Annotated in this window: 20 protein-coding genes; 8 read left to right on the top strand and 12 right to left on the bottom strand. The window is 74.7% G+C overall.

Going from position 1 to position 24,261, the window contains the following annotated elements:
- Nucleotides 1–176 precede the first annotated feature (176 nt).
- Together STTU_RS09095 and STTU_RS09090 are read right to left on the bottom strand one after the other, a co-directional pair.
- The gene (locus STTU_RS09095) at nt 177–845 is read right to left on the bottom strand and encodes a response regulator (protein ID WP_043254645.1); all 669 of its coding nucleotides are present in this window, start codon (nt 843–845) and stop codon (nt 177–179) included.
- On the bottom strand, nt 842–2,032 hold the full coding sequence (locus tag STTU_RS09090) for a sensor histidine kinase (RefSeq protein WP_007821986.1): 1,191 nt from the start codon (nt 2,030–2,032) through the stop codon (nt 842–844). The genes STTU_RS09095 and STTU_RS09090 overlap by 4 nt, the downstream gene beginning before the upstream one ends.
- A 247-nt stretch (nt 2,033–2,279) precedes the next feature.
- On the opposite strand from STTU_RS09090, the gene STTU_RS09085 reads away from it, so the two are divergent.
- A complete protein-coding gene (locus STTU_RS09085; RefSeq protein ID WP_007821984.1) occupies nt 2,280–2,843 on the top strand; it encodes a hypothetical protein in 564 nt (187 codons plus the stop codon).
- Between the two features lie 104 nt (nt 2,844–2,947).
- Entirely contained in the window at nt 2,948–3,385 is a 438-nt protein-coding gene (locus tag STTU_RS09080) for a PPOX class F420-dependent oxidoreductase (RefSeq protein ID WP_043254642.1), read from the top strand.
- 38 nt (nt 3,386–3,423) lie between these two features.
- Here STTU_RS09080 and STTU_RS09075 read toward each other — a convergent pair whose 3' ends face one another.
- Both STTU_RS09075 and STTU_RS09070 read right to left on the bottom strand, forming a co-directional pair.
- A complete protein-coding gene (locus tag STTU_RS09075; protein WP_007821981.1) occupies nt 3,424–4,029 on the bottom strand; it encodes a TetR/AcrR family transcriptional regulator in 606 nt (201 codons plus the stop codon).
- Nucleotides 4,030–4,096: 67 nt separating this feature from the next.
- A complete protein-coding gene (locus STTU_RS09070; protein ID WP_007821978.1) occupies nt 4,097–4,669 on the bottom strand; it encodes a cob(I)yrinic acid a,c-diamide adenosyltransferase in 573 nt (190 codons plus the stop codon).
- A 292-nt stretch (nt 4,670–4,961) separates the two neighbouring features.
- Here STTU_RS09070 and STTU_RS09065 point away from each other — a divergent pair, with 292 nt between their 5' ends.
- From STTU_RS09065 to STTU_RS09055, 3 genes are all read left to right on the top strand, one after another.
- Nucleotides 4,962–5,810 (top strand): 3-hydroxyacyl-CoA dehydrogenase family protein, encoded by an 849-nt coding sequence (locus STTU_RS09065; RefSeq protein WP_007821974.1) that lies wholly within the window; start codon nt 4,962–4,964, stop codon nt 5,808–5,810.
- A gap of 183 nt (nt 5,811–5,993) precedes the next feature.
- Nucleotides 5,994–6,296 (top strand): STAS domain-containing protein, encoded by a 303-nt coding sequence (locus tag STTU_RS09060; RefSeq protein ID WP_007821973.1) that lies wholly within the window; start codon nt 5,994–5,996, stop codon nt 6,294–6,296.
- Between the two features lie 299 nt (nt 6,297–6,595).
- Nucleotides 6,596–9,604 (top strand): hypothetical protein, encoded by a 3,009-nt coding sequence (locus tag STTU_RS09055; RefSeq protein WP_007821972.1) that lies wholly within the window; start codon nt 6,596–6,598, stop codon nt 9,602–9,604.
- Nucleotides 9,605–9,905: 301 nt separating this feature from the next.
- Here the strand turns inward: STTU_RS09055 and nucS are convergent, their stop codons facing one another.
- Nucleotides 9,906–10,577: an endonuclease NucS gene (gene nucS / locus STTU_RS09050; protein WP_010269922.1), complete on the bottom strand. Its 672-nt coding sequence runs from the start codon at nt 10,575–10,577 to the stop codon at nt 9,906–9,908.
- A 211-nt stretch (nt 10,578–10,788) separates the two neighbouring features.
- Between nucS and STTU_RS09045 the strand changes: the two genes are divergently transcribed.
- On the top strand, nt 10,789–11,181 hold the full coding sequence (locus tag STTU_RS09045; RefSeq protein ID WP_007821970.1) for an SCO5389 family protein: 393 nt from the start codon (nt 10,789–10,791) through the stop codon (nt 11,179–11,181).
- A gap of 154 nt (nt 11,182–11,335) precedes the next feature.
- On the opposite strand, the gene STTU_RS09040 is transcribed toward STTU_RS09045, so the two are convergent.
- Nucleotides 11,336–12,367: an LLM class flavin-dependent oxidoreductase gene (locus tag STTU_RS09040; protein ID WP_009068727.1), complete on the bottom strand. Its 1,032-nt coding sequence runs from the start codon at nt 12,365–12,367 to the stop codon at nt 11,336–11,338.
- A 347-nt stretch (nt 12,368–12,714) separates the two neighbouring features.
- On the opposite strand from STTU_RS09040, the gene STTU_RS09035 reads away from it, so the two are divergent.
- Nucleotides 12,715–13,044 (top strand): hypothetical protein, encoded by a 330-nt coding sequence (locus STTU_RS09035; RefSeq protein ID WP_043254639.1) that lies wholly within the window; start codon nt 12,715–12,717, stop codon nt 13,042–13,044.
- A gap of 111 nt (nt 13,045–13,155) precedes the next feature.
- On the opposite strand, the gene STTU_RS09030 is transcribed toward STTU_RS09035, so the two are convergent.
- From STTU_RS09030 to scy, 6 genes are all read right to left on the bottom strand, one after another.
- Nucleotides 13,156–14,046, bottom strand: a complete 891-nt coding sequence (locus STTU_RS09030; protein ID WP_043254638.1) for an ABC transporter permease — start codon at nt 14,044–14,046, stop codon at nt 13,156–13,158.
- Nucleotides 14,043–15,140 carry an ABC transporter ATP-binding protein gene (locus STTU_RS09025; RefSeq protein WP_007821965.1) on the bottom strand — a complete coding sequence of 366 codons (1,098 nt, stop codon included), beginning with the start codon at nt 15,138–15,140 and terminating at the stop codon, nt 14,043–14,045. The genes STTU_RS09030 and STTU_RS09025 overlap by 4 nt, the downstream gene beginning before the upstream one ends.
- Before the next feature lie 159 nt (nt 15,141–15,299).
- A complete protein-coding gene (locus STTU_RS09020) occupies nt 15,300–16,070 on the bottom strand; it encodes an ABC transporter permease (protein ID WP_007821964.1) in 771 nt (256 codons plus the stop codon).
- Nucleotides 16,071–16,073: 3 nt separating this feature from the next.
- Nucleotides 16,074–17,072 (bottom strand): ABC transporter ATP-binding protein, encoded by a 999-nt coding sequence (locus STTU_RS09015; protein WP_007821963.1) that lies wholly within the window; start codon nt 17,070–17,072, stop codon nt 16,074–16,076.
- A gap of 226 nt (nt 17,073–17,298) precedes the next feature.
- A complete protein-coding gene (locus STTU_RS09010; RefSeq protein ID WP_043254636.1) occupies nt 17,299–18,234 on the bottom strand; it encodes a cellulose-binding protein in 936 nt (311 codons plus the stop codon).
- A gap of 253 nt (nt 18,235–18,487) precedes the next feature.
- Entirely contained in the window at nt 18,488–22,585 is a 4,098-nt protein-coding gene (gene scy, locus STTU_RS09005) for a polarized growth protein Scy (protein WP_007821960.1), read from the bottom strand.
- Nucleotides 22,586–23,047: 462 nt separating this feature from the next.
- Here scy and STTU_RS09000 point away from each other — a divergent pair, with 462 nt between their 5' ends.
- Nucleotides 23,048–24,259 carry an acetyl-CoA C-acetyltransferase gene (locus STTU_RS09000; protein ID WP_052862341.1) on the top strand — a complete coding sequence of 404 codons (1,212 nt, stop codon included), beginning with the start codon at nt 23,048–23,050 and terminating at the stop codon, nt 24,257–24,259.
- The last annotated feature ends 2 nt before the right edge of the window (nt 24,260–24,261 follow it).

The following is a 24,261-nucleotide window of genomic DNA, read 5'->3' as shown; positions in this document are numbered from 1 at the left end:
ATGGGGGTGGAACCCTGCGACGCCCGTGAACACGGCCCCTCGGGAGGTGGCATGTTCACCGCAGATGGGGGGAGCGTAGAAAGGTCTGGACCAACGGTCAAGAGGTCTGGACCAAAAGTGGCCGGGGGGTGTACGCGGGTACCGGCCCGGGACGAGCGCCTGGTCGGCCGTCCCGCCTAAAGGCCCAAGTCCCTGGCCAGGAGGGATGCTTGAAGGCGGTTGCGCAGCTCCAGCTTCGCGAGCAGCCGGCTCACGTGGGATTTCACCGTGCCCTCGGCGACGTCGATCCGCTGCGCGATCTCCGCGTTCCCGAGCCCCTCGCCGAGGCAGCTCAGCACCTCCCGCTCGCGGGGCGTGAGCCGCGCGAGGCCCTCGGGCGCCGGTCGCTCCCGCCCCGTACCGCCGCGCGCGAACTCCGCGAGCAGCCGGCGCGTGACGGCGGGGTCCACGACGCCCTCCCCGGCGGCCACGGTCCGTACGGCGGCGACGAGTTCACCGGCCTCGGCGGTCTTGAGCAGGAACCCGGCCGCTCCCGCGCGCAGCGCGCCGAAGACGTACGCGTCCAGGTCGAAGGTCGTCAGGACGAGCACGTCGGCGAGCCCTTCGGCGACGATCGCGCGCGTCGCGGCGACCCCGTCGAGGCGCGGCATCCGCACGTCCATGAGCACGACGTCGGGCCGCAGGGCGCGGGCCCGCGCGAGGGCCTCCTCGCCGTCCGCGGCCTCCCCCGCGACCTCGATGCCCGGCGCCCCGCGCAGGATCAGGACGAGCCCGGCGCGCACGGAGGCGTGGTCCTCGGCGACGAGGACGCGCAGCGGTCGCGAGGGAAGGGACGGGGTGGTCATCGGGTGGCCTCTTCCTGGGTGGGGAGGGTGGCGCGTACGGTCCACCGGGTGTCCTCGGGGCCCGCGCGGAAGGTCCCGTCGAGCAGCGCCGCGCGCTCGCTCATGCCGAGGAGCCCGGCCCCGGCACCGGGCGCGCGGGGGGCCGCGTCCGGGGCGCGGGGGCTCGTCACGTCGATGCGGAGCAGGCCGTCCGCGTGCCGCAGGCGGACGCGCACCTCGCCGGGTGCCGCGTGCTTGAGCGCGTTCGTCACGGACTCCTGGACGATGCGGTACGCGGCGAGTTCGACCGGCGCGGGGAGCGGGACGCGTACCGGCTCCTCCTCCAGCCGGAACCGCAGCCCGTGCCGGGCGCCCTCCTCGTCCGCCCGCCGCAGGAGCGCACCGATCCCCGACAGGCGCGGAGCGGGGCCCGGCTCCTCGTCCTCCGCGCGCAGGACGTGGATGAGGCGGCGCATCTCGGTGAGGCCCGCGACGCTGTTCGCGCGGACGACGCCGAGCGCCTCGCGCGAGAGCGCGGGATCGTCGGCGGCGAGCGCGGCGGAGGAGTGCACCGCGATCGCGGAGAGGTGACCGGCGACGATGTCGTGCAACTCGCGGGCCATCCGCGCCCGTTCGGCCGCGAGCGCTTCGACGCGGTCGCGCTCGGCGAGCTGCGCGGTCCGCTCGGCGAGCAGCCGCGCCGCGCGCGCCTCCTCGCGGTGGCCCCGGACGACGGCGCCCGAGGAGGCGGGCAGGAAGCTCACGAGGCCGAGGAACGCGCCGAGCAGCAGCGCCGCCGGCTCGCGCAGCCACACGAGCAGCGCGGCCGTCCCGCCCAGCGTGACGAGCGCGGTCGCGCGCGGCAGCACGCGGCCCCAGCGCGGCGGCCCGTGCACGACGACCGCGTAGACGAGGTCCGTGCCGAGCAGCACGGTCGCGAGCGAGCCGCGCGTGAACAGGTCGGCGAGCACCGCCGCGCACCCGGCGGCGAACCCGGCGCGCGGCAGCGTCCGCCGGTACAGCCCGGCGAGTACGGCCACCGCGAGCGGCAGGAGCACCCACGCCCCGCCGAGCGGGCGCACCCCGCCGTAGCTCGCGACCCCGAGCGCCCACAGGAGCACCCCGCCCGCGAGCCCGGCGGCGGCGAGCAGCGCGTCGTCGCGGTGGGGGCGGGGGAGGGCGCGGAGACGGCGGGGCGCGGGCGGCATGGGGCCATCACAGCACGGCGGGCGCGGTGGGGCCTCGTCCCCGGGGCAGGGGCACGTGCCCGGGAACTGCGCCTTTCGTTGAGGCCGGAATCGGCACGCGGGCCGATTCCGGGACGGCGGGCGAGCGAGACGCTGGGACCACGAGGCCGGGGGCGCTGGGACCACCACGAGGCCGGGGGTCGCCGGGACCACGAGGCCGGGGGAGAGTCGCTCGGACCACGAGGCCGGGGGAGAGAGGAGAAGCGCCGTGATCGTCGCGCTGATCGTCGTGTGCGAGGTCGCCTTCTGGGTGCTGCTCGCGGCGGGGCTGCTGCTGCGGTACGCGGCGCACCGGCCCAGGCTCGGGCTCCCCGTGCTGCTCGTCGAGCCGCTGCTCGAAGTGGTGCTGCTCGCCGCGACCGCCCTCGACCTGCGCCGGAGCGCCGAGCCCTCCTGGACCCACGGCCTCGCGGCCCTCTACGTCGGATACACGGTCGCGTACGGCCGCACCACGCTGCGCCGGCTCGACGGCCACGCCCGCCACCGCCTCGCCGGGGGCCCGCGCCCGCCCCGGCCACCGCGCCACGGCCGCGCCCGCACCGTCCACCAGGTCCGCCTCTGGCTCCGCACCCTCCTCGCCGTCGCCCTCGCCTGCGGTCTCCTCCAGCTCGCGATCCTCTACGTCGGCGAGGCGGACGCCTCGGCCCCGCTCCGCTCCTGGCAGTTCGTGGCCCTGCGCGCGCTCGGCATCCACGGCCTCATCGCGCTCTCCTACGTCCTGTGGCCCCAGCGCGCGCCGGGGGACAAGGCGCCCGGGGCGGAACGAAGTTGACCCCGGCGGCGTTGTGCCGGGTGCGGTCGCGGGGACCCCGGCCGCGAACCGGTGCCCGCGACCTCGGCCACCGGGGCCCGCAGCAACCGAACGAAGGACCGGACATGCCCTCGAACGACGCCCGCACCGAAGTCCTCGCGCTCCTCGGAGACCACGGCCGGGGCGGCGTGCTCACGCTGAAGAAGGACGGCCGCCCCCAGGTCTCCACCGTCGACTTCGCCCACGACCCCGCCACGGGCCGGATCCGCTTCTCCACCACCCAGGACCGCGCCAAGGTCCGCAACCTGCGCCGCGACCCCCGGATCAGCCTCTACGTCTCGCGCCCCGACGGCGGTGCCTACGGGGTCTACGAGGGCACCGCCTCGCTCACCCCCGTCGCCGCCGCCCCCGACGACGCGAGCGTGGAGGAACTCGTCGACCTCTACCGCGCGGTGCGCGGCGAGCACCCCGACTGGGACGAGTACCGGCGGGTCATGGTCGAGGACGGCCGCCTGGTCGTCTCCTTCACGATCGGCCACGTCTACGGGTGGGGCGGCGTCTGAGCGCGGGAGCGGGGCCGGCCTCTTGAGGGGACGCGGGCTCAGTCCCCGTCCTCGGTGACGCCCATGCCGTCGAGCCACGTCTCCACCGCCGCGCGCAGGTGGGCCGAGGAGTCCGTGCTCGCCATCATGAGGACGCCGCCCTGGACGGTGGCGAGGAGCGCGGCGGCGGCGCGGTCCGGGTCGGTGTCCGCGCGGGCCGTGCCCCGGGACTGGTGGGCGCGCAGGCCCGCCGCGAGGGCGGCCTGCCAGCGGGTGTGCATGCCCGAGACGACCTCGCGGATGCCGGGGTCGCCCATGCCGAGCTGCGCGGTGAGGGCGCTCAGGTCGCAGTTCGGGCCCTGCGCCTCGTAGTGCGCGTAGACCCGCTCCGCCCACGCGCGCCAGGAGCCGCCCTCGGCGAGCGCGCTCAGCTGGGGCTCCTGGTCGAGCAGGATCTGCTCGCCCGCCCGGCGGGCCACGGCGAGGAGCAGTTCGGACTTGCCCTCGGGGAAGTAGTGGAAGAGCTGGCTGCTGCTGACCCCGGCCGCGTGCCGGACGTCCTCCAGCGCCGTCCCGCCCGTCCCGTGCTCCCGCACCAGCTCCGCCGCGTGCTCCACGATGCGGTGTCGGGTCGCGAGACCCTTGGCGGTGATTCCACGAGGCATGCGTCCAGCGTAAGCGAACGCGCCGGACTCGCTCCTCCGGGCGACGACGGGGAGGTGACGACGGCCCCTAGCGCTCCCCGCCCGGCACCCACAGCACGTCGCCGTGCTCCGTGTTCGCCGCCCGCGCCAGGATGAAGAGCAGGTCGGAGAGGCGGTTGAGGTACGTCGCCGTGAGCGGGTTCATCGTCTCGCCGTACGCCTCCAGCGCCGCCCACGTCGAGCGCTCCGCGCGCCGCACCACCGTGCACGCCTGGTGCAGCAGCGCCGCGCCGGGGGTGCCGCCCGGCAGGATGAAGCTGTCGAGCTTCGGGAGCGGGGCGAGGAAGCGGTCGCAGTCCGCTTCGAGACGGTCGACGTACGCCTGCTCGACGCGCAACGGAGGGTGCGCGGGGTTCTCGACGACCGGCGTGCACAGGTCGGCGCCCACGTCGAAGAGGTCGTTCTGCACCCGCGTCAGGACCGCCGCGACGTCCGCGTCGAGCCGCCCGAGCGCGAGCGCCGTGCCGAGCGCGGCGTTCGCCTCGTTCGCGTCCGCGTAGGCGGCGATACGGGGATCGGTCTTGGCGGTACGGGACATGTCGCCGAGCGCCGTCGTGCCCTTGTCGCCGGTGCGCGTGTAGATACGGGTCAGATGGACCATGCGGCCAGCCTATCGGGAGCCCCGCCCACGGCCTGGTTCGGGCGATGGTGTGATGTGCGTCCCGGGGGACGTGACGCGCATCTCTTCGTCGCCCCCGGGCGCCGCAACGGCGCTAATCTCCGCCGGGGGCCGGTGACTGAACCGGCGTCACCGGCGGGCGCCGCGAGCGGCCCCCGTCGCCGCCAGGGCGGCACGACCGCGAGGCGGCCCCGCAGCGGTCCGCGCGGGACGGCCACACGCCGGAACAAGACGGACCGTCAACACAGCCGAATCAACACAAAGGGGTGCGGAAGTGGCACAGAAGCTCGTCGTCGTCGGGGCCGGGCTCATGGGGTCCGGTATCGCGCAGGTCGCCGCGCAGGCCGGCTGGGAGGTGGCGCTGCGGGACGTGACCGACGCGGCGCTGACCCGGGGCACGGACGCCATCAAGACCTCGTACGACAGGTTCGTCTCGAAGGGCAAGCTCGCCGCCGCCGACGCGGAGGCAGCGCTCGCGCGGATCACCACGACCACGGACCTCGACGTCGCCGCCGAGGCCGGGATCGTCGTCGAGGCCGTCTTCGAGAAGCTCGACGTCAAGCACGAGATCTTCCGCGCCCTCGACGGCATCGTGAAGGACGACACCGTCCTCGCCTCGAACACCTCCGCCATCCCGATCACCAAGATCGCCGCCGTCACCGCGCGCCCCGAACGCGTCGTCGGCACGCACTTCTTCTCGCCGGTGCCGATGATGGCGCTCTGCGAGCTCGTGCGCGGGTACAAGACGAGCGACGAAACCCTCGCCCGCGCACGGGAGTTCGCCGAGTCCGTCGGCAAGACCTGCATCGTCGTCAACCGTGACGTCGCCGGTTTCGTGACCACCCGGCTCATCACCGCGCTCGTCGTCGAGGCGGCCAAGCTGGAGGAGTCCGGCGTCGCGAGCGCCGAGGACATCGACCTCGCCTGCAAGCTCGGCTTCGGCCACGCGATGGGGCCCCTCGCCACCGCCGACCTCACGGGCGTCGACATCCTGCTGCACGCCGCCGACAACATCTACACGGAGTCGCAGGACGAGAAGTTCGCGGCCCCCGAGCAGATGCGCCGGATGGTGGACGCCGGTGACATCGGCCGCAAGAGCGGGCAGGGCTTCTACGAGCACTGACCTTCGTACGGGCCTTCGGGCGACGGGGAGTGGCGGCGTTCCGCGGGGGCGCCGCCTCACCCTTCGGGGTGAATTCGGTACCGGTTCGCTCACAGGCGGCAACTTCTGTTCCGGGACGGCAGTCAGTTGCTGTGACATACAGGGACACGCGTTGGCTGACATGAACACATCGGGGAGTGGGTTATGCACATCAGGGGCGACCACAGCGAGCTGGTCGTCGGGGGCCGCCTCGATGTCCGCAGCGCGGCGGACGCCCGTTCGATCCTGCACTCGGCCGTCGACGACGGCGTGGGGGATCTCGTGCTCGATCTCTCCGAGCTGGACTCCTGGGACGCGACGGGTCTCGGGGTGATCATGGGGGCGCACCGCAGGGCGGGGCGGTGCGGGCGGCGGCTCGTCCTGCGGGCGGTGCCGGCGCAGATGCAGCGGTTGTTGGTGGCGACGCGGTTGCACCGGATTCTCGCCATCGAGGCGGTTGCGCCGTAGGCGGGGCGGGGCGGCGCTGCGGGAGAGTGGTGCGGGGGTGGTGGTGCGGGCTTGCCGGGGGTGCCGTCACGGGGCTCCGCCCCGGGCCCCGCTCCTCAAGCGCCGGAGGGGCTTGAATCGGGTGCGGGCCGGATTTGTCGGTGCGGGCCGGATTTCTTGAGCGCGGGACCTTCGAATCCTCACGAGACCGTGATGTGCCCGGCGCTGCTCGCGGGGGCGGCTTCGGGAATACTGGCCTGAGGTTTTAGGGTGCCTTCGCTTACCGACGGTACAGACGCTTCTTGGGAGGCACAGGACCAATGGACGAGCGCGAGCCTGAGCTTCCGGCGACCGCCGCGGAGGCCATCGAGGCCGTGGAGGCCGCCGCCGACGCCGGTGGCGGGACGCCGTTCGACGCCTTCGGGGTACGCGACGACGCCGACACGGACGGCGACTCCGGCTCCGAGTCCGGCTCCGGCTCCGAGTCCGTTTCGGGTGAGGACGAGGTCGTCGACCTGCTCGCCCCCTTCGGCGAGCCCCGCGCCGCCAAGGCGCCCGAGGAGCCCATACCCGGCGACGGAAGCCCCGTCGTCCTGCCCAGCGGACTGCCCAAGCGCGAGCCGGGACGCACCTCGGCGCCCCGGAACGCCGGTTCGGCGAAGCGCGAGTCCGTCTTCGGTTCCGCGCCCGAGGAGACCTCGGCGCCCTCCTTCTTCGGCTCCGCGCCCGCCCCGCGCCCCGAGCCCGCGCCCGCGCCGCCCGCCCCCGAGCCCGTCGCCCCCGAGCCCGTACGGGACATGACCACGGCCCTGCGCCGACGCCCCCGCCCCGCGCGCGACCCGCTCGGCCCCGACTTCGGGCCCGTGCCCACGGGGCCCGCCAGGACCACCCGCATCGTCGCCGACGACCTGCTGCTCACCGTCAACCCGGTCGACGGCTCCGAGGTCACCCTCTGCCCGCCCGGCGAACTCCCGGACCGCCCCGCCAAGCGCGGCCCCGCCGTCCGCGCCGAGCGCTCCCGCGCCGCCCGCCCCCCGCTGCCCAGCGGGCCATCCGACGGACCGGGGCGTCTCCTGGAGCGCACGGAGGTACGGGAGCGGATCACGCGGCTGCTCGCCCGCGGCCGTTCCGTACGCCTCACCGGGCCCGGCGGCAGCGGCAAGAGCGCCCTCCTCGCCGAACTCGTCGACGCCTGCGCCGATCTCGCCCCCGACGGCGTGGTGCTGCTCAGCGGACGCGGCCGTACCCCCGCCGACCTCCTCGGGGACCTCGCCACCGAGGTCTTCGAACTCACCCGCCACCGCCCCGGGCCCGCCCTCCTGCGCGAACTGCTCGCCGAGATCGGCGCCGTCGTGATCGTCGACGACCTGGAGTTCGGCGCCGCCGCGCTCGACGAGATCCTCGACGCGACCCCCGAGTGCGCCTTCCTCGTCGCCACCACGCCCGACACCCCCGCCCCCTCCGCCGAGGCCCGCCTGGAGGAGATCGCCCTCTCCGGCGTCGCGCGCTCCGGCGGCCTCGCCCTCCTGGAGCGGGCCGTGGGCCGCGCGCTCACCGAGGAGGAGGTCAACTGGGCGGGCGACCTGTGGTTCGAGTCCGAGGGCCTCCCGCTGCGCTTCGTCCAGGCCGGGGCCCTGCTCCAGCAGCGCGACCGGCTCGTCGCCGAGACCGAGCCGGACGGCGACGAGGACTTCGCGTACTTCGCCGACAGCCAGGCCGACCCCTCCCGCCCGGGGCCCGAGGGCGAGATCCCGCTGCCGACCCTCGCCGAGGGCGCCGCGCCCGCGGCGGCGCTCGCCGCCCGGCTGAGCGAGGCGGCCCGCGAGACCCTGCGGCACGCCGTCGCGCTCGGCGGCGAACTCCCGCACCCCGCCCACCTGCCCGCGCTCACCGGCGACACCCACGCCGACGCGGCCCTCGCCGAACTCACGGCCACCGTCCTCGTCACCCCGGCCGGCAGCGGCCACCGGCTCGCGACCGGCGTCCTCGTCCAGCTGGAGGCCGCCGGGTACGCCGAGGACGCCCCCGCGCGCGCCGACGCCGTGGCCCGGCACTACGCCTGGTGGGCCGCCCACCCCTCCGTGACCCCCGAGCGCGTCGCCGCCGAGGCCGAGGCCGTACTCGCCGCGCTCGCCGCCTGCGTCGCCGAACCCCTCCCGCCCGTCGAGGACGAGGGCGGCGAGGAGGACCCGGGCGCCGCCGTCCTGCTCGCCCGCGCCGTCGCGCCGGCCTTCGCCGCCGCGCTGCGCTGGGGCGCCTGGGACCGCGTCCTGCGCCTTGGGCAGGACGCCGCGCGGCGGACGGGGCGGGTCGCCGACGAGGCGTACTTCCACCACGAACTCGGCGTCCTCGCGCTGTGCGAGGACCGGCCCGAGGCGGCCCGCGCCGAACTGGAGTCCGCGATCGGGCTGCGCGGCGCGCTCTCCGACCGGCGCGGCACCCTCGCGGGCCGCCGCACCCTCGCCCTCGCCGACGACCGCGCGGGACTGCCGCAGCGCCCGGACGTCGAGGAGCCCAACCCCGACCTCTTCCCGCGCACGCCGGACGCGACGACGACGGCCGCGACGGCGGTCGTCGCCCAGCTCCCCGGCGCCTTCAGCAGCGCCCCCGCCTTCGACCCGCAGGCCGCCACCGAGGTCTTCCCCCGGCAGGCGCCGGGGCCGCGCCCGAGCGGGCCGAAGGCCGGCGTGCGGCGCACGGCCCTCGCGGGGAGCCGCCGCAACCTCGTCGCGGCGGGCGCCGGAGCGCTCCTCGTCGCCGTGCTCGGCACCGTCGTCACCCTCGGCACGCTCTCCGACAAGGACGACGCCCCCGCCGACCGCGTCACGACCGAGCACTCCGCGAGCACCGACGACGACGGCGACGACGGGCTCAGCGCCGACACCCCGCCCGACGAGAGCGGCTCCACGACGGACCGGCCGGACCCCACGCCCTCGGCGACCGACCCGGGCGAGGACGGCGTCCTCGGCACGGCCGACGACCCGACGCCCTCCGGCGCGGCGAGCGAGTCGCCCCAGTCCTCCGCCTCCGCGCCCGGGGACGACGAGGAGTCGAAGCCGGGCTCGAAGCCGAGCGATTCGCACAAGCCCGGCGGCTCGAAGCCGAGCCACACCACGAAGCCGCCGACGGACCCGGGCCACTCCGCCTCCGACTCCCCCTCCCCGAGCGACTCCGGCGAGCCCACCGACGAACCGACCGACCCCACCGAGCCCACCGACCCGGGCGAGACCGACCCCTCCGAGCCCGAGACGAGCAACTCCGCGAGCGACCCGGTCGCCAGCGTGACGGCGGGAGACCCGGAGAACTCACCGGGGCCGGAGGTCGCGTAGCCCGTCCACGGGCGCCGCGGGTGGATCACGCGGCGCGGGACGGCGGATGGGGACGGCGGGGTCCCGCCGGGAACCGCCACACACGGTGAGCGTCCGGGGATGCGCGGCGCGTGAACGGGTGCCGGGTTCCTCCTGGTACGGGGCCCGCGCAGGCACGTGATTTGGCCGAACCCACACAGTCGCACGGCATATGCCAAGGGCGCCGCGGTGTGCCGGAATCGTGGCGTCGAAGAGGGGTGCGGGGGCGGAGCGGTCCCCGGCGCATGGTGGGGGACGCCCCGGCCCGTGGGGTGTCGTCGGCTCAGAAGAGGCGGAGTTTGTCGTCCTCGATGCCGCGCAGCGCGTTGTAGTCGAGGATCGCGCAGTCGATGCCGCGGTCCGTCGCGAGGACGCGGGCCTGGGGCTTGATCTCCTGAGCGGCGAAGACGCCGCGCACGGGGGCCAGGTGGGGGTCGCGGTTGAGGAGTTCCAGGTAGCGCGTGAGCTGTTCGACGCCGTCGATGCCGCCCTGCCGCTTCAGCTCGATCGCCACCGTGCGGCCCTCGCCGTCCCGGCACAGGATGTCGACCGGGCCGATCGCCGTCATGTACTCGCGGCGGATGAGCGTCCAGCCCTCGCCGAGGGTGTCGAGACGGTCGGCGAGGAGTTCCTGCAGGTGCGCCTCGACGCCGTCCTTGATGAGGCCCGGGTCGACGCCCAGCTCGTGCGAGGAGTCGTGCAGGACCTCCGCCATCGTGATCACGAGCTTCTCGCCGCCCTTGTTGATCACCGTCCACACCGGGGTGCCCTCGGCCTCGCCCTCCTTGAGGGTGCACGGCGGGGACATCCAGTTCAGGGGCTTGTACGCCCGGTCGTCCGCGTGGATCGAGACGCTGCCGTCCGCCTTCACGAGGATCAGCCGGGGCGCGAGGGGGAGGTGGGCGGTGAGCCGCCCCGCGTAGTCCACGGAGCAACGGGCGATGACAAGGCGCATGGTCGGCAACGCTATCCGACCCGGACCCGTGCGCGCGATCCGCCCCGAAACCACCGCCCCGCGGTGGCCGGTTGTGTGCGCGCGCTCCTGGTGTGCCCCCGAAGCCGTGCATAACGTGTTGGCAGGAGGTCGCGACACGAGCACGCTGCGTGTCCGGGCCTCCCGCCCTGTCCGTGGACCCCCGCCGCTCGGGGGTGCGAGAGGAGTACCCATGTCGCTCGACGTCTCACCGGCACTGTTGGCACAGGCCGAGCGAGGCGAGGTGGACGAGGCCGAATTCGTCGACTGCGTCCGGACATCGCTGCCCTACGCCTGGGAGATGGTCAGCTCCCTGGTGGCTCAGCTGAAGGTGGACGGAGGGGACTTCGCCGACAACCAGACGCCGCCGCCCAGCGAGAAGGAGCGCGGCCAGCTCCTGCGCGCACTCGCCAGCGACGCCATCAGGGGCGCGCTCCAGCGCCACTTCGGTGTCCGCCTCGCCTTCCAGAACTGCCACCGGGTCGCGGTCTTCCCCCTCGACCCCGCCGTCGACGAACGGCTCACGCGCTTCACCTCGGTCCGCGCCCAGCTCCTCAACCAGTCCCCGGAGCTGCGCGACTGCTGACCCCGCACGGTTCTCCCGCCGCGTCGGGGGGCGCTCCGTCCCCCGACGTAGCCGGAACTCATCAGTCCGTCGCTCCGCGTCCGTCTGTTTTCAGGCCACGTGGAGCACGCCTCCTACGTCACCGGGGGCTCCCGCGCCGCTCGGGACTCCCCGCTCAGCCCAGCAACGGCAGCAGCTCGGCCCCCGCCCGTCGCAGGTTCGCCTCCGTCGTCGCGAGATCGCCGGAGCCCTCGGCGAGCAGCGCGAACCGCGTGATCCCGGTGCGCTCCGCCGTCGCCGCGAGCCGCCGCGCGGCCGTCTCCGGGGTGCCGACCGGGTGGATGCCGCACAGGAACTCGGTGTACGCGACCGGGTCCCGCATCCGCCGCTGCCTGCCGTCCACCGTGACGTGCGCGCCGAGCCCCTCGCGGAACCACTCCGGCATCGCCTTGACGAGCGTGTCGCGGGCCTCGGCGTCGCCGTCCGCGAGCTGGAGCACCCCGGCGCTGACATGCGCGGCGGAATCGATCCGCTCCGGCGCGAGCCCGGCAGCGCGCGCCTCCGTGCGCCACAGCGCGACCATCGCCGCCTTCTCCTCGTCCCGCGCGTGCATCCCGAGCAGCATCGGCAGGCCGCGCCGCGCGGCGAGCCGTACGGTGCCGGGCGAGGTGCACGCGACGACGACCTCGGGGCCGGGCTGTCCGGGCAGCAGCGCCTGCGCGGGGCGCGGCACGACGCTCACCTCGCGGAAGGCGTAGCGCTCGCCGCTCGCGCCGACCCGGCCCTCGCGCAGCCAGCGCAGGAGCAGGTCGAGGGATTCGGGGAAGTGCCGCTCGAAGGCGTCGAGGCCGGAGCCGAAGACCTCCAGGTCCACCCAGGGCCCGCCCCGGCCCACCCCGAGCGAGAAGCGGCCCTCGGCGGCGAGGTGCAGGAGCGCGGCCTGCTCGCCGAGTGCCACCGGGTGCGCGGTCGGCAGCACGCTCACCGCCGTGCCCACGCGCAGCCGCCGGGTGCGGCCCAGCAGCAGCGCGGCGAGCGTGACGGCCGAGGGGCAGGTGCCGTACGGCACGAAGTGGTGCTCCGCGAGCCAGACCGACTCGAAGCCGGCCTCCTCCGCCACCTCGGCCGAGCGCACCGCGCGATGCAGCGCCTCTCCGTGGCCCTGGCCCGGGTACTGCCCCGCCAGGACGAAACTCCCTATCCGCATGAGCCGTTGACGCCTCCTTCGTGCCGTACGGGCCGGATCGCCCGCTGACGGCAACAACGTCCGACACGTGCCAAGGGCACGGCTTGCCGGAAGGATTGGCGGATTGTCCGGGAAGCGGCGGGATCGGAGGCCGCTTGTCTCGACGGGAAGCGCCAGGGGGGCGCGTGGTGGGGCGCGGGGCGGTACGTACGCGGGGGACGCGCGGGGTGCCGGCGTGGTGGCTCGCGGCGGTACGTGGCGGGCTCGCCGACCAGTCCCGGCGTGCGCCCCCGGCGCGCGGTGCCCTCGCGTGCGCGCGCGTACGCTGGACGGTATTCCCGTCCGGCCGCAGCCTGAGAGGTGTTTCAGTGTCCCCCCGCCGCAACCGCCCCAAGGGAGCCTCCGGCTCCGGCCAGCGGGCCGACGAGGACCCGGGCAACCGCTACGGGCTGCAACGGACCGAGACCTGGCAGGGCGAGGAGTGGTCGGTCCGGCACGTCGCGGGCGCGAGCGCCGCCGGCAAGACGTACCGCTGCCCCGGCTGCGACCAGGAGATCCCCTCGGGCGTCCCGCACGTCGTCGCGTGGTCCGAGTACTCGGGCGTCGACGAGCGCCGGCACTGGCACAAGGCGTGCTGGAACGCCCGCGACCGCCGTGCGACGCGCGTCCAGCGCTCGCGCAACGCGCCCCGGTACTGAGGTCCCGGGCCTCCCCGGGGCGGCTCCCCGCGACGTCCCCCGCCCGCGCCCTCGCTCCGGCCCCCCGACCGCCTCCCGCTCCCTCCGGCCCCGCGCCCGCCTCCGGCCCCGCTACACGTCCCTCCGGTGCAGTACCGCGAAGGCGCTGCCGACGACCGCCGCCGTGACGACGGCGAGGAAGCCGAGCTGGGGGAGCCCGTTGCCGTCCTGGTCGGGGCTGAGCAGGAGCGAGAGGGCGCTCGGCGCGCTGTACTCCATCATCTTCTGCCCGAAGTCCTTCGTCGCGTCGATGCCGACGAGGAAGAGGGGCAGGATCGTCGGCAGGAAGTACACGCCGAGCATCGCCGCGATCGCGCCCGCCGAGTGCCGCAGCATCGTCCCCATGGCGAGCGCGAACATCCCGAGCAGCGAGACGTACAGGCTCGCGAGGAGCGCGGGGCGCCCCCAGTGCAGGTCCGCCTCCGCCGGGGCGAAGGCGGCGGTCGCGGTCGCGACGACGCCCGTCGAGACGAGCACGGCGACGAAGCTGATCGCCGAGAAGACGAGGAACTTCGCGGCGAGCACCCGGTCCCGCCGCGGCGCGGCGGTCAGGGTCGGGCGGATGAGCCCCGTCCCGTACTCGGAGGAGATGACGAGGACGCCGAGGGTCAGCAGGCAGATCGTGCCGAGCAGCAGCCCGGGGAAGGCGAAGAGCGTCACACGGTCGTCGCGACCCATGCGGTCGCCGACGGCGACGGCGAAGACGATCCCGATGCCGACGACGAGCAGCACGAAGACGCCGAGGGTCCACAGCGTCGAGCGGACGCTGCGGATCTTCGTCCACTCGGCGCGCAGCGCGTGCCCGAGGTGCGCGCGCACGATCGGGATGGGCGACTCGTAGGGGACGGGGGAGCCCCCGTACGGGGCCGCGGGCGCGGACGGCCCGGACCGCGCGGGCGTGGCCGCGACGGCGGGCGCGACCGGCATGGGGGCGACGGCGGGGCGTGGCTGCGGGGTGCTCATCGGGCTTCCTCGTGCTCCTGGGCGGCGCCCGGCACGGCGTCGCCGGTCCAGGTGTCGGCGGTACGGGGGTACGGGGTGTGCGGCGCGTACCAGCCGGACTGGCCGGCGCCCGGCGCGGCGGGCTCCGGGGGCCGCTCGCCGAAGGGGTCGGGCTCCTCGAAGCCTTCGAGGGAGTCGGCCGACGAGCGGTAGTCCACCTCGGCCTGCGTCAGCCGCATGTACGCCTCCTCCAGCGAGGCGTGGTGGGGCGACAGCTCCCACAGCCGCACCCGCTCCTCGTGCGCGAGGTCGCTGATGGCCGGGAGCGCGAGCCCCGTGACGCGCAGCGCCCCGTCCGGCTCGGGCAGCACCTGCCCGCCCGCCGCGCGCAGCAGGCCCGCGAGCCGCTCCGCGTCGCCGGGGGCGTCGTCCGGGACCCGTACCCGCGCGAAGTCCGTGGCGTTGCGCGCGATGAAGTCGCGGACGCTCATGTCGGCGAGGAGCCGGCCGCGCCCGATGACGACGAGGTGGTCCGCCGTGAGCGCCATCTCGCTCATGAGGTGCGAGGAGACGAAGACGGTACGGCCCTCGGCGGCGAGCGCGCGCATGAGGCGGCGCACCCACAGGATGCCCTCCGGGTCGAGGCCGTTGACCGGCTCGTCGAAGAGGAGGACGCGGGGGTCGCCGAGGAGCGCGGCGGCGATGCCGAGGCGCTGCCCCATGCCGAGCGAGAAACCGCCCGCGGGGTGCCTCGCGACGTCCTGGAGGCCCACGACGCCGAGCACCTCGTCGACCCTGCGGGCCGGGATGCCCGAGAGCTGGGCGAGCGCGAGGAGGTGGTTGCGGGCGGTACGGCCGCGGTGCACCGCCTTCGCGTCGAGCAGCGCGCCGACCTCGCGGGGCGCGTTGGCGAGCTGCCGGAAGGGGACGCCGCCGACCGTGACGTCCCCGGCCGAGGGCTGCTCCAGGCCGAGGATGAGCCGCATCGTCGTGGACTTGCCCGAGCCGTTGGGCCCGAGGAAGCCCGTGACGACCCCGGGCCGCACGGTGAAGCTGAGGTCGTCCACGGCCTTCTTCGCGCCGTACCACTTGCTGAGGCCGTTCGCCTCGATCATCCGCGCACCCGTCCTCGCCCGTCCTTGCCCGCCCCGCACGCTGGTGCCAGCTCATGCCGGGGAACGGGGGCGCGCCGCCCCCGCATGGGTGAGGAGGCTATCGGGCCCCCGGCGGTTCCCGCCAAGATCGGGCAAAGAAAACGACGGGGGCCCCGGGCCTCAGGCGTCCCGGTGGCGCAGCAGCGCGTATCCGACGAGCAGCGCGGCGGCGACCCAGGCGACCATGATGAGGAGTCCGCCCCACGGGCCGTATGGGGCGTCGTCGTGCAGGGGCGGCACGACCTGCATGATCTTCGTGCCCGCCTGGTCGGGGAGGTACTGGCCGACCTTCTTCGTCGCGTTCACGTTGCCGAGGATGTTCGAGATGATGAAGAAGAACGGCATGAGGATGCCGAGCGAGAGCAGCGGGCTGCGCAGCATCGCCGCGATCCCCATCGAGAACATCGCGATGAGAGTCATGTAGAGCGCCGCGCCGAAGACCGCGCGCAGCACGCCGGGATCGCCGATCGCGGCCCCGTGGTCGCCGAGGATCAGCTGCCCGACGAAGAACGAGACGAAGGCCGTGATCAGGCCGACGACGAAGGCGAGCACCGTCGCGACGGCGACCTTCGAGAAGAAGAAGACGCCCCGGCGCGGCACGGCGGCGAGCGAGGTGCGGATCATCCCCGTCGAGTACTCGTTGGAGACGACGAGCACCCCGAAGACGATCATCGCGAGCTGGCCGAGACCCATCCCGGCGAAGCTGATGTACGTGGGGTCGAAGGTGAGCCGGTCCTCGCGGCTCATGGAGTCGAAGTCGTTGTTCGACACGACGCTGATGAGCACGCCGAGGCCGAGGGTGACGACGAAGGCCAGTCCGAGCGTCCAGACGGTCGAGGCGACGGAGCGGATCTTCGTCCACTCCGAGTGGAGTACTTGCGGCACGGCCATCGCTCAGTTGCCCTTCCGGTCCTGGTTCTCGCCCCAGCCCTGTACGCCCCCGGGGGGCGGGGGCGCGGCTCCGGGCGGGACCGCGGCGGGGCCCGCTCCGGTGTGTGCGTGGTACTCGACCGTCTGGGCCGTGAGCTGCATGAACGCGTCCTCCAGGGAGGCCGACTGCGGGCTCAGCTCGTGCAGGACGAGGCCGTTCTCGTGGGCCAGCTCGCCGAGGCGCGCCGGGTCGGCGTGATCCGCCTCCAGCGTGCCCTCCGCGCCCTCGGTCACGGAGATGCCCTCCTGCCGCAGCACGTCGAGGAGGCGTTCGCGCTCGGGGGAGCGGAGCCGGACGTAGGTGCGCGAGTTGTCCCGGATGAAATCGGCCATCGAGGTGTCGGCGAGGAGCTTGCCCCGGCCGATGACCACGAGGTGCTCGGCCGTCAGGGCCATCTCGCTCATGAGGTGCGAGGAGACGAAGACGGTACGGCCCTGGTGGGCGAGCGAGCGCATCAGGTTCCTGATCCAGTGGATGCCCTCGGGGTCGAGACCGTTCACCGGTTCGTCGAACATGAGGATGCGCGGGTCGCCGAGGAGCGCGCCCGCGATGCCGAGGCGCTGCCCCATGCCGAGCGAGAAGCCCTTCGCGCGCTTCTTCGCGACGGCCGTCAGGCCCACGGTGTCCAGTACCTCGTCCACGCGCCCGGCCGGGATGCCGTTCGACTGGGCCAGGCACAGCAGGTGGTTGCGGGCGCTGCGACCGCCGTGCATCGCCTTCGCGTCGAGCAGCGCGCCGACCTGCGTGAGCGGCTCGTCGAGCGCCGGGTACGGCTTGCCGTCGATGAGCACGCGGCCCCGTGTCGGCTTGTCCAGCCCGAGCATCATGCGCATGGTGGTCGACTTGCCGGAGCCGTTGGGGCCCAGGAAGCCGGTCACCACGCCCGGACGCACGGTGAAGGACAGGTCGTCCACGGCGAGTTTGTCGCCGTAGCGTTTCGTCAGCGCTGAGACCTCGATCATGTGTCCACGCTAACGAAGTCGCCGCGCGAACGCTGGACGGCAGGCGCACGGCACGGACTCGGCTCCGTAACGGAAAGCGGAACACCGCCCTACGGCGTCCACGGCACCGGCGTACGAAAACCACGACACCCGCACACGAGGACCGGACCTCCTACGGAAACCGGGCGGAGGCATGCCGCCTCCGCCCGGTTCTCCGGTCGTTCACCCCGTACGAGGTGGTGCCGCGTCAGCGCGACTGCTGAGCCGGGACACCTCGCGCGACGGTCTCGTCCTCGGCGGGCGCGCCCGCCGCGGCGACGGCCGCACCGGTGAGCGTCGCGAGCATCTCGCGCACGTTGGTGAGCTGCGCGTTGATCGAGTCGCGGCGGTTGGTGAGCGCCGCCAGCTCGCGCTCGGACTCGCTGCGGATGCGGTCGGCCTTCGCGTTGGCGTCCGCGACGATGTCCTCGGCCTGGCGCTGCGCCGTCTCGACCGTCTGGCGCGAGCGGCGCTCGGCGTCCGTGCGGAGCTTCTCGGCCTCCAGGCGGAGCTGCTCGGCGCGGTGCTCGATCTCCGCGAGACGCTTCTCGGCCTTCGCCTGACGCGAGGCGAGGTCGCGCTCGGACTGCTCGCGGCGCTTGGCGAGATTCGTCTCGAAGTCGGCGGCGGCCTGCGCGGCCTTGGCGCGGGTCTCCTCGAAGAGGGCGTCCGCCTCCTCGCGCTTCGACTGGGCGTCCTTCTGCGCCTCGGCCCGCAGGTTGCCGGCCTCGCCCTTGGCCTTCTCGACGATCCGGACGCCCTCGTCCTCCGCCTTCGCCTTGCGCTCGGAGGCGTAGGACTCGGCGTCGTTGCGCACCTGCTGCGCCGCGGACTCGGCCAGCTCCCGGTGCTGCTCGGCGGCCCGGCGGGCCTCCTCGCGCAGGTCCTTCGCCTCTTCCTCGGCGAGCCGCAGGATCTTCTCGACCCGGGCGCCGAGGCCCGCGTACGAAGGCTCCGCGTCACTCACCTGCGCCTGGGCGTTCTGCGTTTCGAGGTGCAGCTCCTCGATCCGCTTCTCCAGGGCGGTGATGCGGTTCAGGGCGCTGTCACGGTCGGAGACGAGCTTCGAGATGCGTTCGTCCACCTGAGCGCGGTCGTACCCACGCCGCACAAGCTCGAAGCCGTAGGGGGAAGTGTCGCTCATGGGGTTCCTGTCGAAAGAGACCGGTGAGGTGATAGGGGGAATCCTAGGGGTCGGGGCGGCGTGTCATCGAGTAAATGCCCGTTTGATCTGGAGAATGCCACCCCTTTTGTGCGTGCGTGGACCGTTATCTTCCGATCCGCCGTCAACACAGCGCCCGCACAGGACGACTGACTGTCCGTCGTCACCGGGAACACCGTCCCTCCGGCTCGCACCCGCGGCACTCCGGACGCCGTGCGCACTCCTGACACTGTGACTACCGCTCCGTCTGCTTTCCACCCGAACGAGTCGATCCGGCCACGGCCCCCGCCTTGACGCCGTTCGGCGCGTCCCGCCCGGCCGCGCCCTTCCCGGACCCCTCGCCCGGCCCGCCGGCGTTCTTGCCGCCGGGGGCCTCGAAGTTCTCCAACGCCTCCAACACGTCCTGGACACGGCCGATCTCGGCATTGATGTCCTGCCGCCGCCGCACCAGGATGTCCAGTTCGCGCTGCCCCTCCGTCGTGATCCGCTCCGCCTCCGCCTTCGCGTCGGCGACGAGCCGGTCGGCGAGCGCCTCCGCCTCGGTCTTCTTCTGACCGGCCTCCTTCAGAAGCGTCTCGGCCTTCTTGACCGCCGCGATCCTGACCTTGCCCGCCTCCGAGTTGGCGTCGGCGAGGAGGTCCTTCGCCTTCGCCTCGGCCTCGGCGAGCTGCTCCTCGGCCGCCTTGACGAGCGCGTCGCAGCGCTCGCCCGCCGTGCGCATCGCCTCCGCCGACTCACGGCGCGCCCGCTCGTGCAGCTCCTCGATCTCCGCCGTGATCCGCTCGCGCAGCTCCTCGGCCCGCTCCCGCACCCGCGTCGCGTCGCCGCGCGCCCCGACGAGGAGCTCGTCCGCGTCCGCGCGCGCCTTCTCGACCGCCGCGTTGCCCTCGGCACGGCCCTCGGCGACGACCCGCTCCGCCTCCGAGCGCGCCGCGCCCACCATCCGGTCGGCCTGCTCCTCGGCGTCCGCCGTCGTCTTGAGCGCCGCTTCGAGCGCCTCGTTCGACAGCTTCTCGGCCTCCGCGCTCGCCTCCGAGACGAGCCGGTCGACCTGCTCGGCCGCCTCGGTGCGCCGCTTGTTCGCCTCCGCGCGCGCCTCGTCGAGCAGCCGCTGCGCCTCCGCGCGCGCCTCGCTCCGGGCCCGCTCCGCCTCCTCGGCCGTACGGGCCGTCAGCTCCGCCGCGCGCTCCTTCGCCGCCTGCTCGGCCTCGCGGGCCCGCGCCGCGGCCGACTCGGCGTCGTCGCGCAGCTGTTCGGCCGCGGCCTTCGCCTCGGCGAGCAGCCGCTCCGACTCGTCCTTGGCCCGCGTGAGCCGCCGGTTCGCCTCCGCCGTCGCGCCGACGACCTCGCGCTCGGCCTCGGCCGCCGCCTCCTCGCGCTGCCGCGTCGTCTCGGCCGCGACGCGTGCCGTCAGCTCCTCGGCCTCCGTGCGCGCACCCGTCAGGAGCGTGTCGGCGGCCTCCGCGGCCTCGGTACGGATACGGCGCGCGTCCTCGCGGGCCTCGGCCCGCGCCGCCTGCGCCTCGCGCTCCGCGTTCTCGCGCTCGCCAGCCAGCGCGGCCCGCACCTGCTCCGCGTGCCGCTCGGTCGCCGTGCGCAGCTCCTCGGCGGCCTGCTCGGTCTCCGTGCGCAGCGCCTCCGCGGCCTGCTCGGTGCCGGTCCGTAGCTGCTCGGCCGCCTGCTCCGACTCCGTGCGCAGCCGCTCGGCGGCCTCCTGGGCCCCGGTCCGCAGCCGCTCGGCCTCCTCGGCCGCCTCGCGCACCGTGTGCTCGGCCAGCTCCGTGGCCTGCGTACGCTCCTCGCGCGCCTCGGCCCGCAGGCGTGCCGCGTCCTCGCCCGCCCGCTCGCGCTCCGCGTAGGCGTCCGCGCGGACCCGCTCGGCCTCCTCGCGCGCCTCGTTCGTCGTCCGCTCCGCCGCGTGCTCCGCCGCCGAGCGCAGCCCCCTGGCGGCCTCCTCGGCCCGCTCCTCTATCCCCGCGACGGCCTCGCGCGCCTGCTGCGCGGACAGTTCCGCCGCCGTGACCAGCTCCCCGGCCCGGGTCTCCGCCTCCTCGACGAGCCGGACGGCCTCGGCCTCCGCCTCCTCGACCCGCGTGCGGGCCTTCGTCAGCAGCTCCTCGGCCCGCTCGCGCGCCCGCTCCCGCTCCTCGCCCGCCTCGGTGCGCGCGGACTCCAGCGTCTCCTCGGCCGTGCGCCGCCGCCGCTCCGCCTCCTCCTGCGCCGCGGCCAGCTCCTCGGCCGCCTGCGTCGTGACCCGCTCGGCCGCCGCGCCCGCCTCGGCGCGCAGGCGCTCACCGGTCTCGCGGGCCTCGTTGCGGACCCGCGCCGCCTCGTTCTCGGCGTCCGCGCGCAGCCGTACGGCGGTCTGCTCCGCCTCGGCCCGCGAGGCCGCGACCTCCGCCGCCGCCTCGGTCCGCAGCCGCTCCGCCTCGGCCTCGGCCTCCTCGCGCACCGCCCTGGCCCGCTCGGCCGCCTCGGCCCGTACCCGCTCCGCGTCCTCCGCGCTCGCCGCGCGCAGCCGCTCCGCCTCCGCGCGCGCCTCGCTCAGCGCCTCCTCGGCGCTCGTCAGGCGCTGCTCGGCCTCGGCCCGCAGCCGGGTCAGCTCCTCGGCCGCGTCGTCCTTGAGGGCCTGCGCCGCGCGCTCCGCCTCGGCGCGGAGCTCCGCCGCCGCTTCCTCGGCGCGCGCCCGCTCCGCCTCGCCGCGCTCGGCCGCCTCGGCCGTGAGCCGCTCGGCCTCCGTCCGCGCCTCGGCGAGGAGTTCCTCGGCCTGCTCGTGCAGCGCGCGGGCCTTCTGCTCGCCCTCCGCGCGGGTCTTCTCCGCGTCCTCGGCCGCCGTGCCGCGCAGCTCCTCGGCGTCCGAACGCGCCTTGGTCAGCAGCTCCTCGGCCCGCCCCGCGGCCTCCTCGATCTGCTGCACCGCCTCGCGGCGCGCCTCGCCCCGGATGCGCTCGCCCTCGGCGACCGCGTCGGCGCGCAATTGCTCGGCCTCGCCGCGCAGCCGCCGCGCCTCCTCCTGGAGCTCGACGGTCCGCGCCCGGTACTCCTTGGTGTCGTCCTTCGCCGCACCGCGCAGCTCGTCGGCCGCCGCCTCGGCCTCCGCGCGCAGCCGGTCGGCCTCGGCCTGCGCCTCGCCCTTGATCCGCTCGGCCTCCGCCGATGCGGAGCCGGTCGTCGCGCGCGCGTCCTCCTCGGCCTTGTGCAGCACCTCCTCGGCGCTGCGCGCCGCCTTCGCGAGCGCCGCCGCCGCGTCCTCGGCGGCGGAGCTGCGGGCCTTCTCGGCCGCCTCGGCGAGCACGCGCTCCGCCTCGGCGACGGCCTCGTCCCGCTCCCGTACCGCGTCCGCCTTGAGCGCCTCGGCCTCCTTGGTGGCCTCGCTCACCAGGCGCGCGATCTGCTCCTTGGCGGTACGGGTGCGCAGCTCGTTGTCCGCCTCGACCGTCGACAGGACCTTCGCGGCCCGCTCGTCGGCCTCGCCCGTGACCTTCTCGGCCGCCGTCCGCGCCTCGCGCAGCACCCGCTCGGCCTCGGCGAGCCGCTCCTCGGCCGCCCTGGCCTGCTCGGCGGCCTGCCGACGCGCCTCCTCGGTCTCGCTCGTCGCGGAGGTGCGCAGCCGCTCGGCGTGCTCGGTGGCCTCCTGCGCCTGCGCGGCGGCCGAGGAGAGCAGCCGCTCCGCCTCGGCGCGCGCCCGGCGCACCAGCCCGTCCGCCTCGGTGCGGGCGCTGTCCGCCTCGCCGCCGATGCGCTGCCTGGTCTCCTCGACGACGCGCTGCGCCTCCGCGCGCGCGGAGGCGAGCGCCCGCTCGGACTCGGCCCGCGCCTCGTCCACGAGCTGCCGGGCCTGTGCCTCGCTGCGGGCGCGCAACTGCTCGGCCCAGGCGACGTTCTCGTTGACGTGGGACTCGACGGTCGCGCGGCGCTCCGCCAGCTCCTGATCGAGCTGCTGGCGCCTGCTCGTCGCCTCCTGGTGCAACTCGGCCTGGAGCCGCGCCTGCTGCTCCGCGTGCTCCTGGAGGAGGCGCTGGGTGCGGGAGCGGGCCTCGCGCAGCTCGCGCTCGGCGTCGATGCGCAGCTGATCGGCCTGCATCTGCGCGGTGCGCAGCATCTGCTCGGCCTGGTAGGCGATGTCGCCGTTCTCGTACCGAGGACGGAGCGCGAGCGCGCGCCGCGCCTCGTGCAGCTTGGCGCGCAAGACCTCGACCTGGTAGCCGAGGTCGTCGGCGTGCTGGACGGCCTTCTCCCGATCGGTCTTCAGCCGCTTCATCTCGGCTTCGAACCGTGAGAGGTGGTCGTCGTCAGCAGCTTGGTGGCTCTCCTGGCGTTCGTAGCCCCGCACCGCGCGGTCCCATCCGTCCCCTGGTCGTGACACTCCGAGCGAGCCCGCCCGCCCTTCGGACGTGCTCCGGTCCTGCGGGGACCCGTCCGGCGGACCGGTTCCCTTCGTGCGGGTGCGCGCCCGGCGGGCGTGCTCCCGTTTCCCGGGGAATGGTGTCAGACAGCCGCCCCGGCGCGCACCGCCGCCCCGACATCGCCCCTGCCACCCGGACCCCGGCCCGCGACCCCGCGGTCACGACCGCGAGGCCGGGCCCACGGTCGCGACCGGGAGCCGGGGGCCAACCCTACCGGCACCCCTATCCGGAGGTCAGTCCTCCGTCGGCTTCCGGCCGATGATCCCGTCGCGCCCCCTCGTCGCACCGGGGTGCGCCCCGTCACACGACCGGCCCGGTGACCGCCCGCTCACCGCTCAGTACATTGAGGTAAACCCTCGTTCACTCTCACTGCATAGGGGCTGTGCGTCATGTCCGGAACAGCTGGAACCCAGGGCACCACGTCGGTGATCGTCGCCGGCGCCCGCACCCCGATGGGCCGTCTCCTCGGCTCGCTCAAGTCCTTCTCGGGCGCCGACCTCGGCGGCTTCGCGATCAGGGCGGCGCTGGAGCGGGCCGGGATCGGCGGGGAGCAGGTCCAGTACGTGATCATGGGCCAGGTGCTCCAGGCGGGCGCCGGGCAGATCCCGGCCCGCCAGGCCGCCGTGAAGGCCGGCATCCCGATGAGCGTGCCCGCGCTCACCGTCAACAAGGTGTGCCTCTCCGGGCTGGACGCGATCGCGCTCGCCGACCAGCTCATCCGCGCCGGTGAGTTCGACATCGTCGTCGCGGGCGGCCAGGAGTCCATGACCAACGCCCCGCACCTGCTCCCGAACTCCCGCGCGGGCCACAAGTACGGCGCGATCGAGATGCTCGACGCGATGGCCCACGACGGCCTCACCGACGCCTTCGAGAACATCGCGATGGGCGAGTCCACCGAGAAGCACAACGCCCGCCTCGGCATCACGCGCGCCCCGCAGGACGAGTTCGCCGCGCTGAGCCACCAGCGCGCCGCCGCCGCGCAGAAGAACGGGATCTACGAGGCGGAGATCACCCCCGTCGAGATCCCGCAGCGCAAGGGCGAGCCCGTCCTCCTCACCACGGACGAGGGCGTCCGGGCCGACACGACCGTCGAGACGCTCGGCAAGCTCCGCCCGGCCTTCACCAAGGACGGCACGATCACCGCGGGCACCGCCTCGCAGATCTCCGACGGCGCCGCGGCCGTCGTCGTGATGAGCCGCGCCAAGGCCGAGGAACTGGGCCTCGAATGGCTCGCCGAGATCGGCGCGCACGGCAACGTCGCGGGCCCGGACAACTCGCTCCAGTCGCAGCCGTCGAACGCGATCAAGCACGCGCTCTCCAAGGAGGGCATCGGCGTCGACGACCTCGACCTCATCGAGATCAACGAGGCGTTCGCCGCCGTCGCCGTGCAGTCAATGGCCGACCTCGGCGTCACCCCGGAAAAGGTGAACGTCAACGGCGGCGCGATCGCCCTCGGCCACCCGATCGGCATGTCGGGCGCCCGCCTCGTCCTCCACCTCGCCCTGGAGCTGAAGCGGCGCGGCGGCGGCGTCGGCGCCGCGGCCCTGTGCGGGGGCGGCGGGCAGGGCGACGCGCTCGTGGTGCGGGTGCCGAAGAAGTAGGG

Source organism: Streptomyces sp. Tu6071, from assembly GCF_000213055.1.
GTDB classification, from domain to species: Bacteria; Actinomycetota; Actinomycetes; order Streptomycetales; family Streptomycetaceae; genus Streptomyces; species Streptomyces evansiae.
The sequence above is the reverse complement of the archived record's forward strand: the minus strand, read 5'-3'. Positions and strand labels throughout refer to the sequence as shown.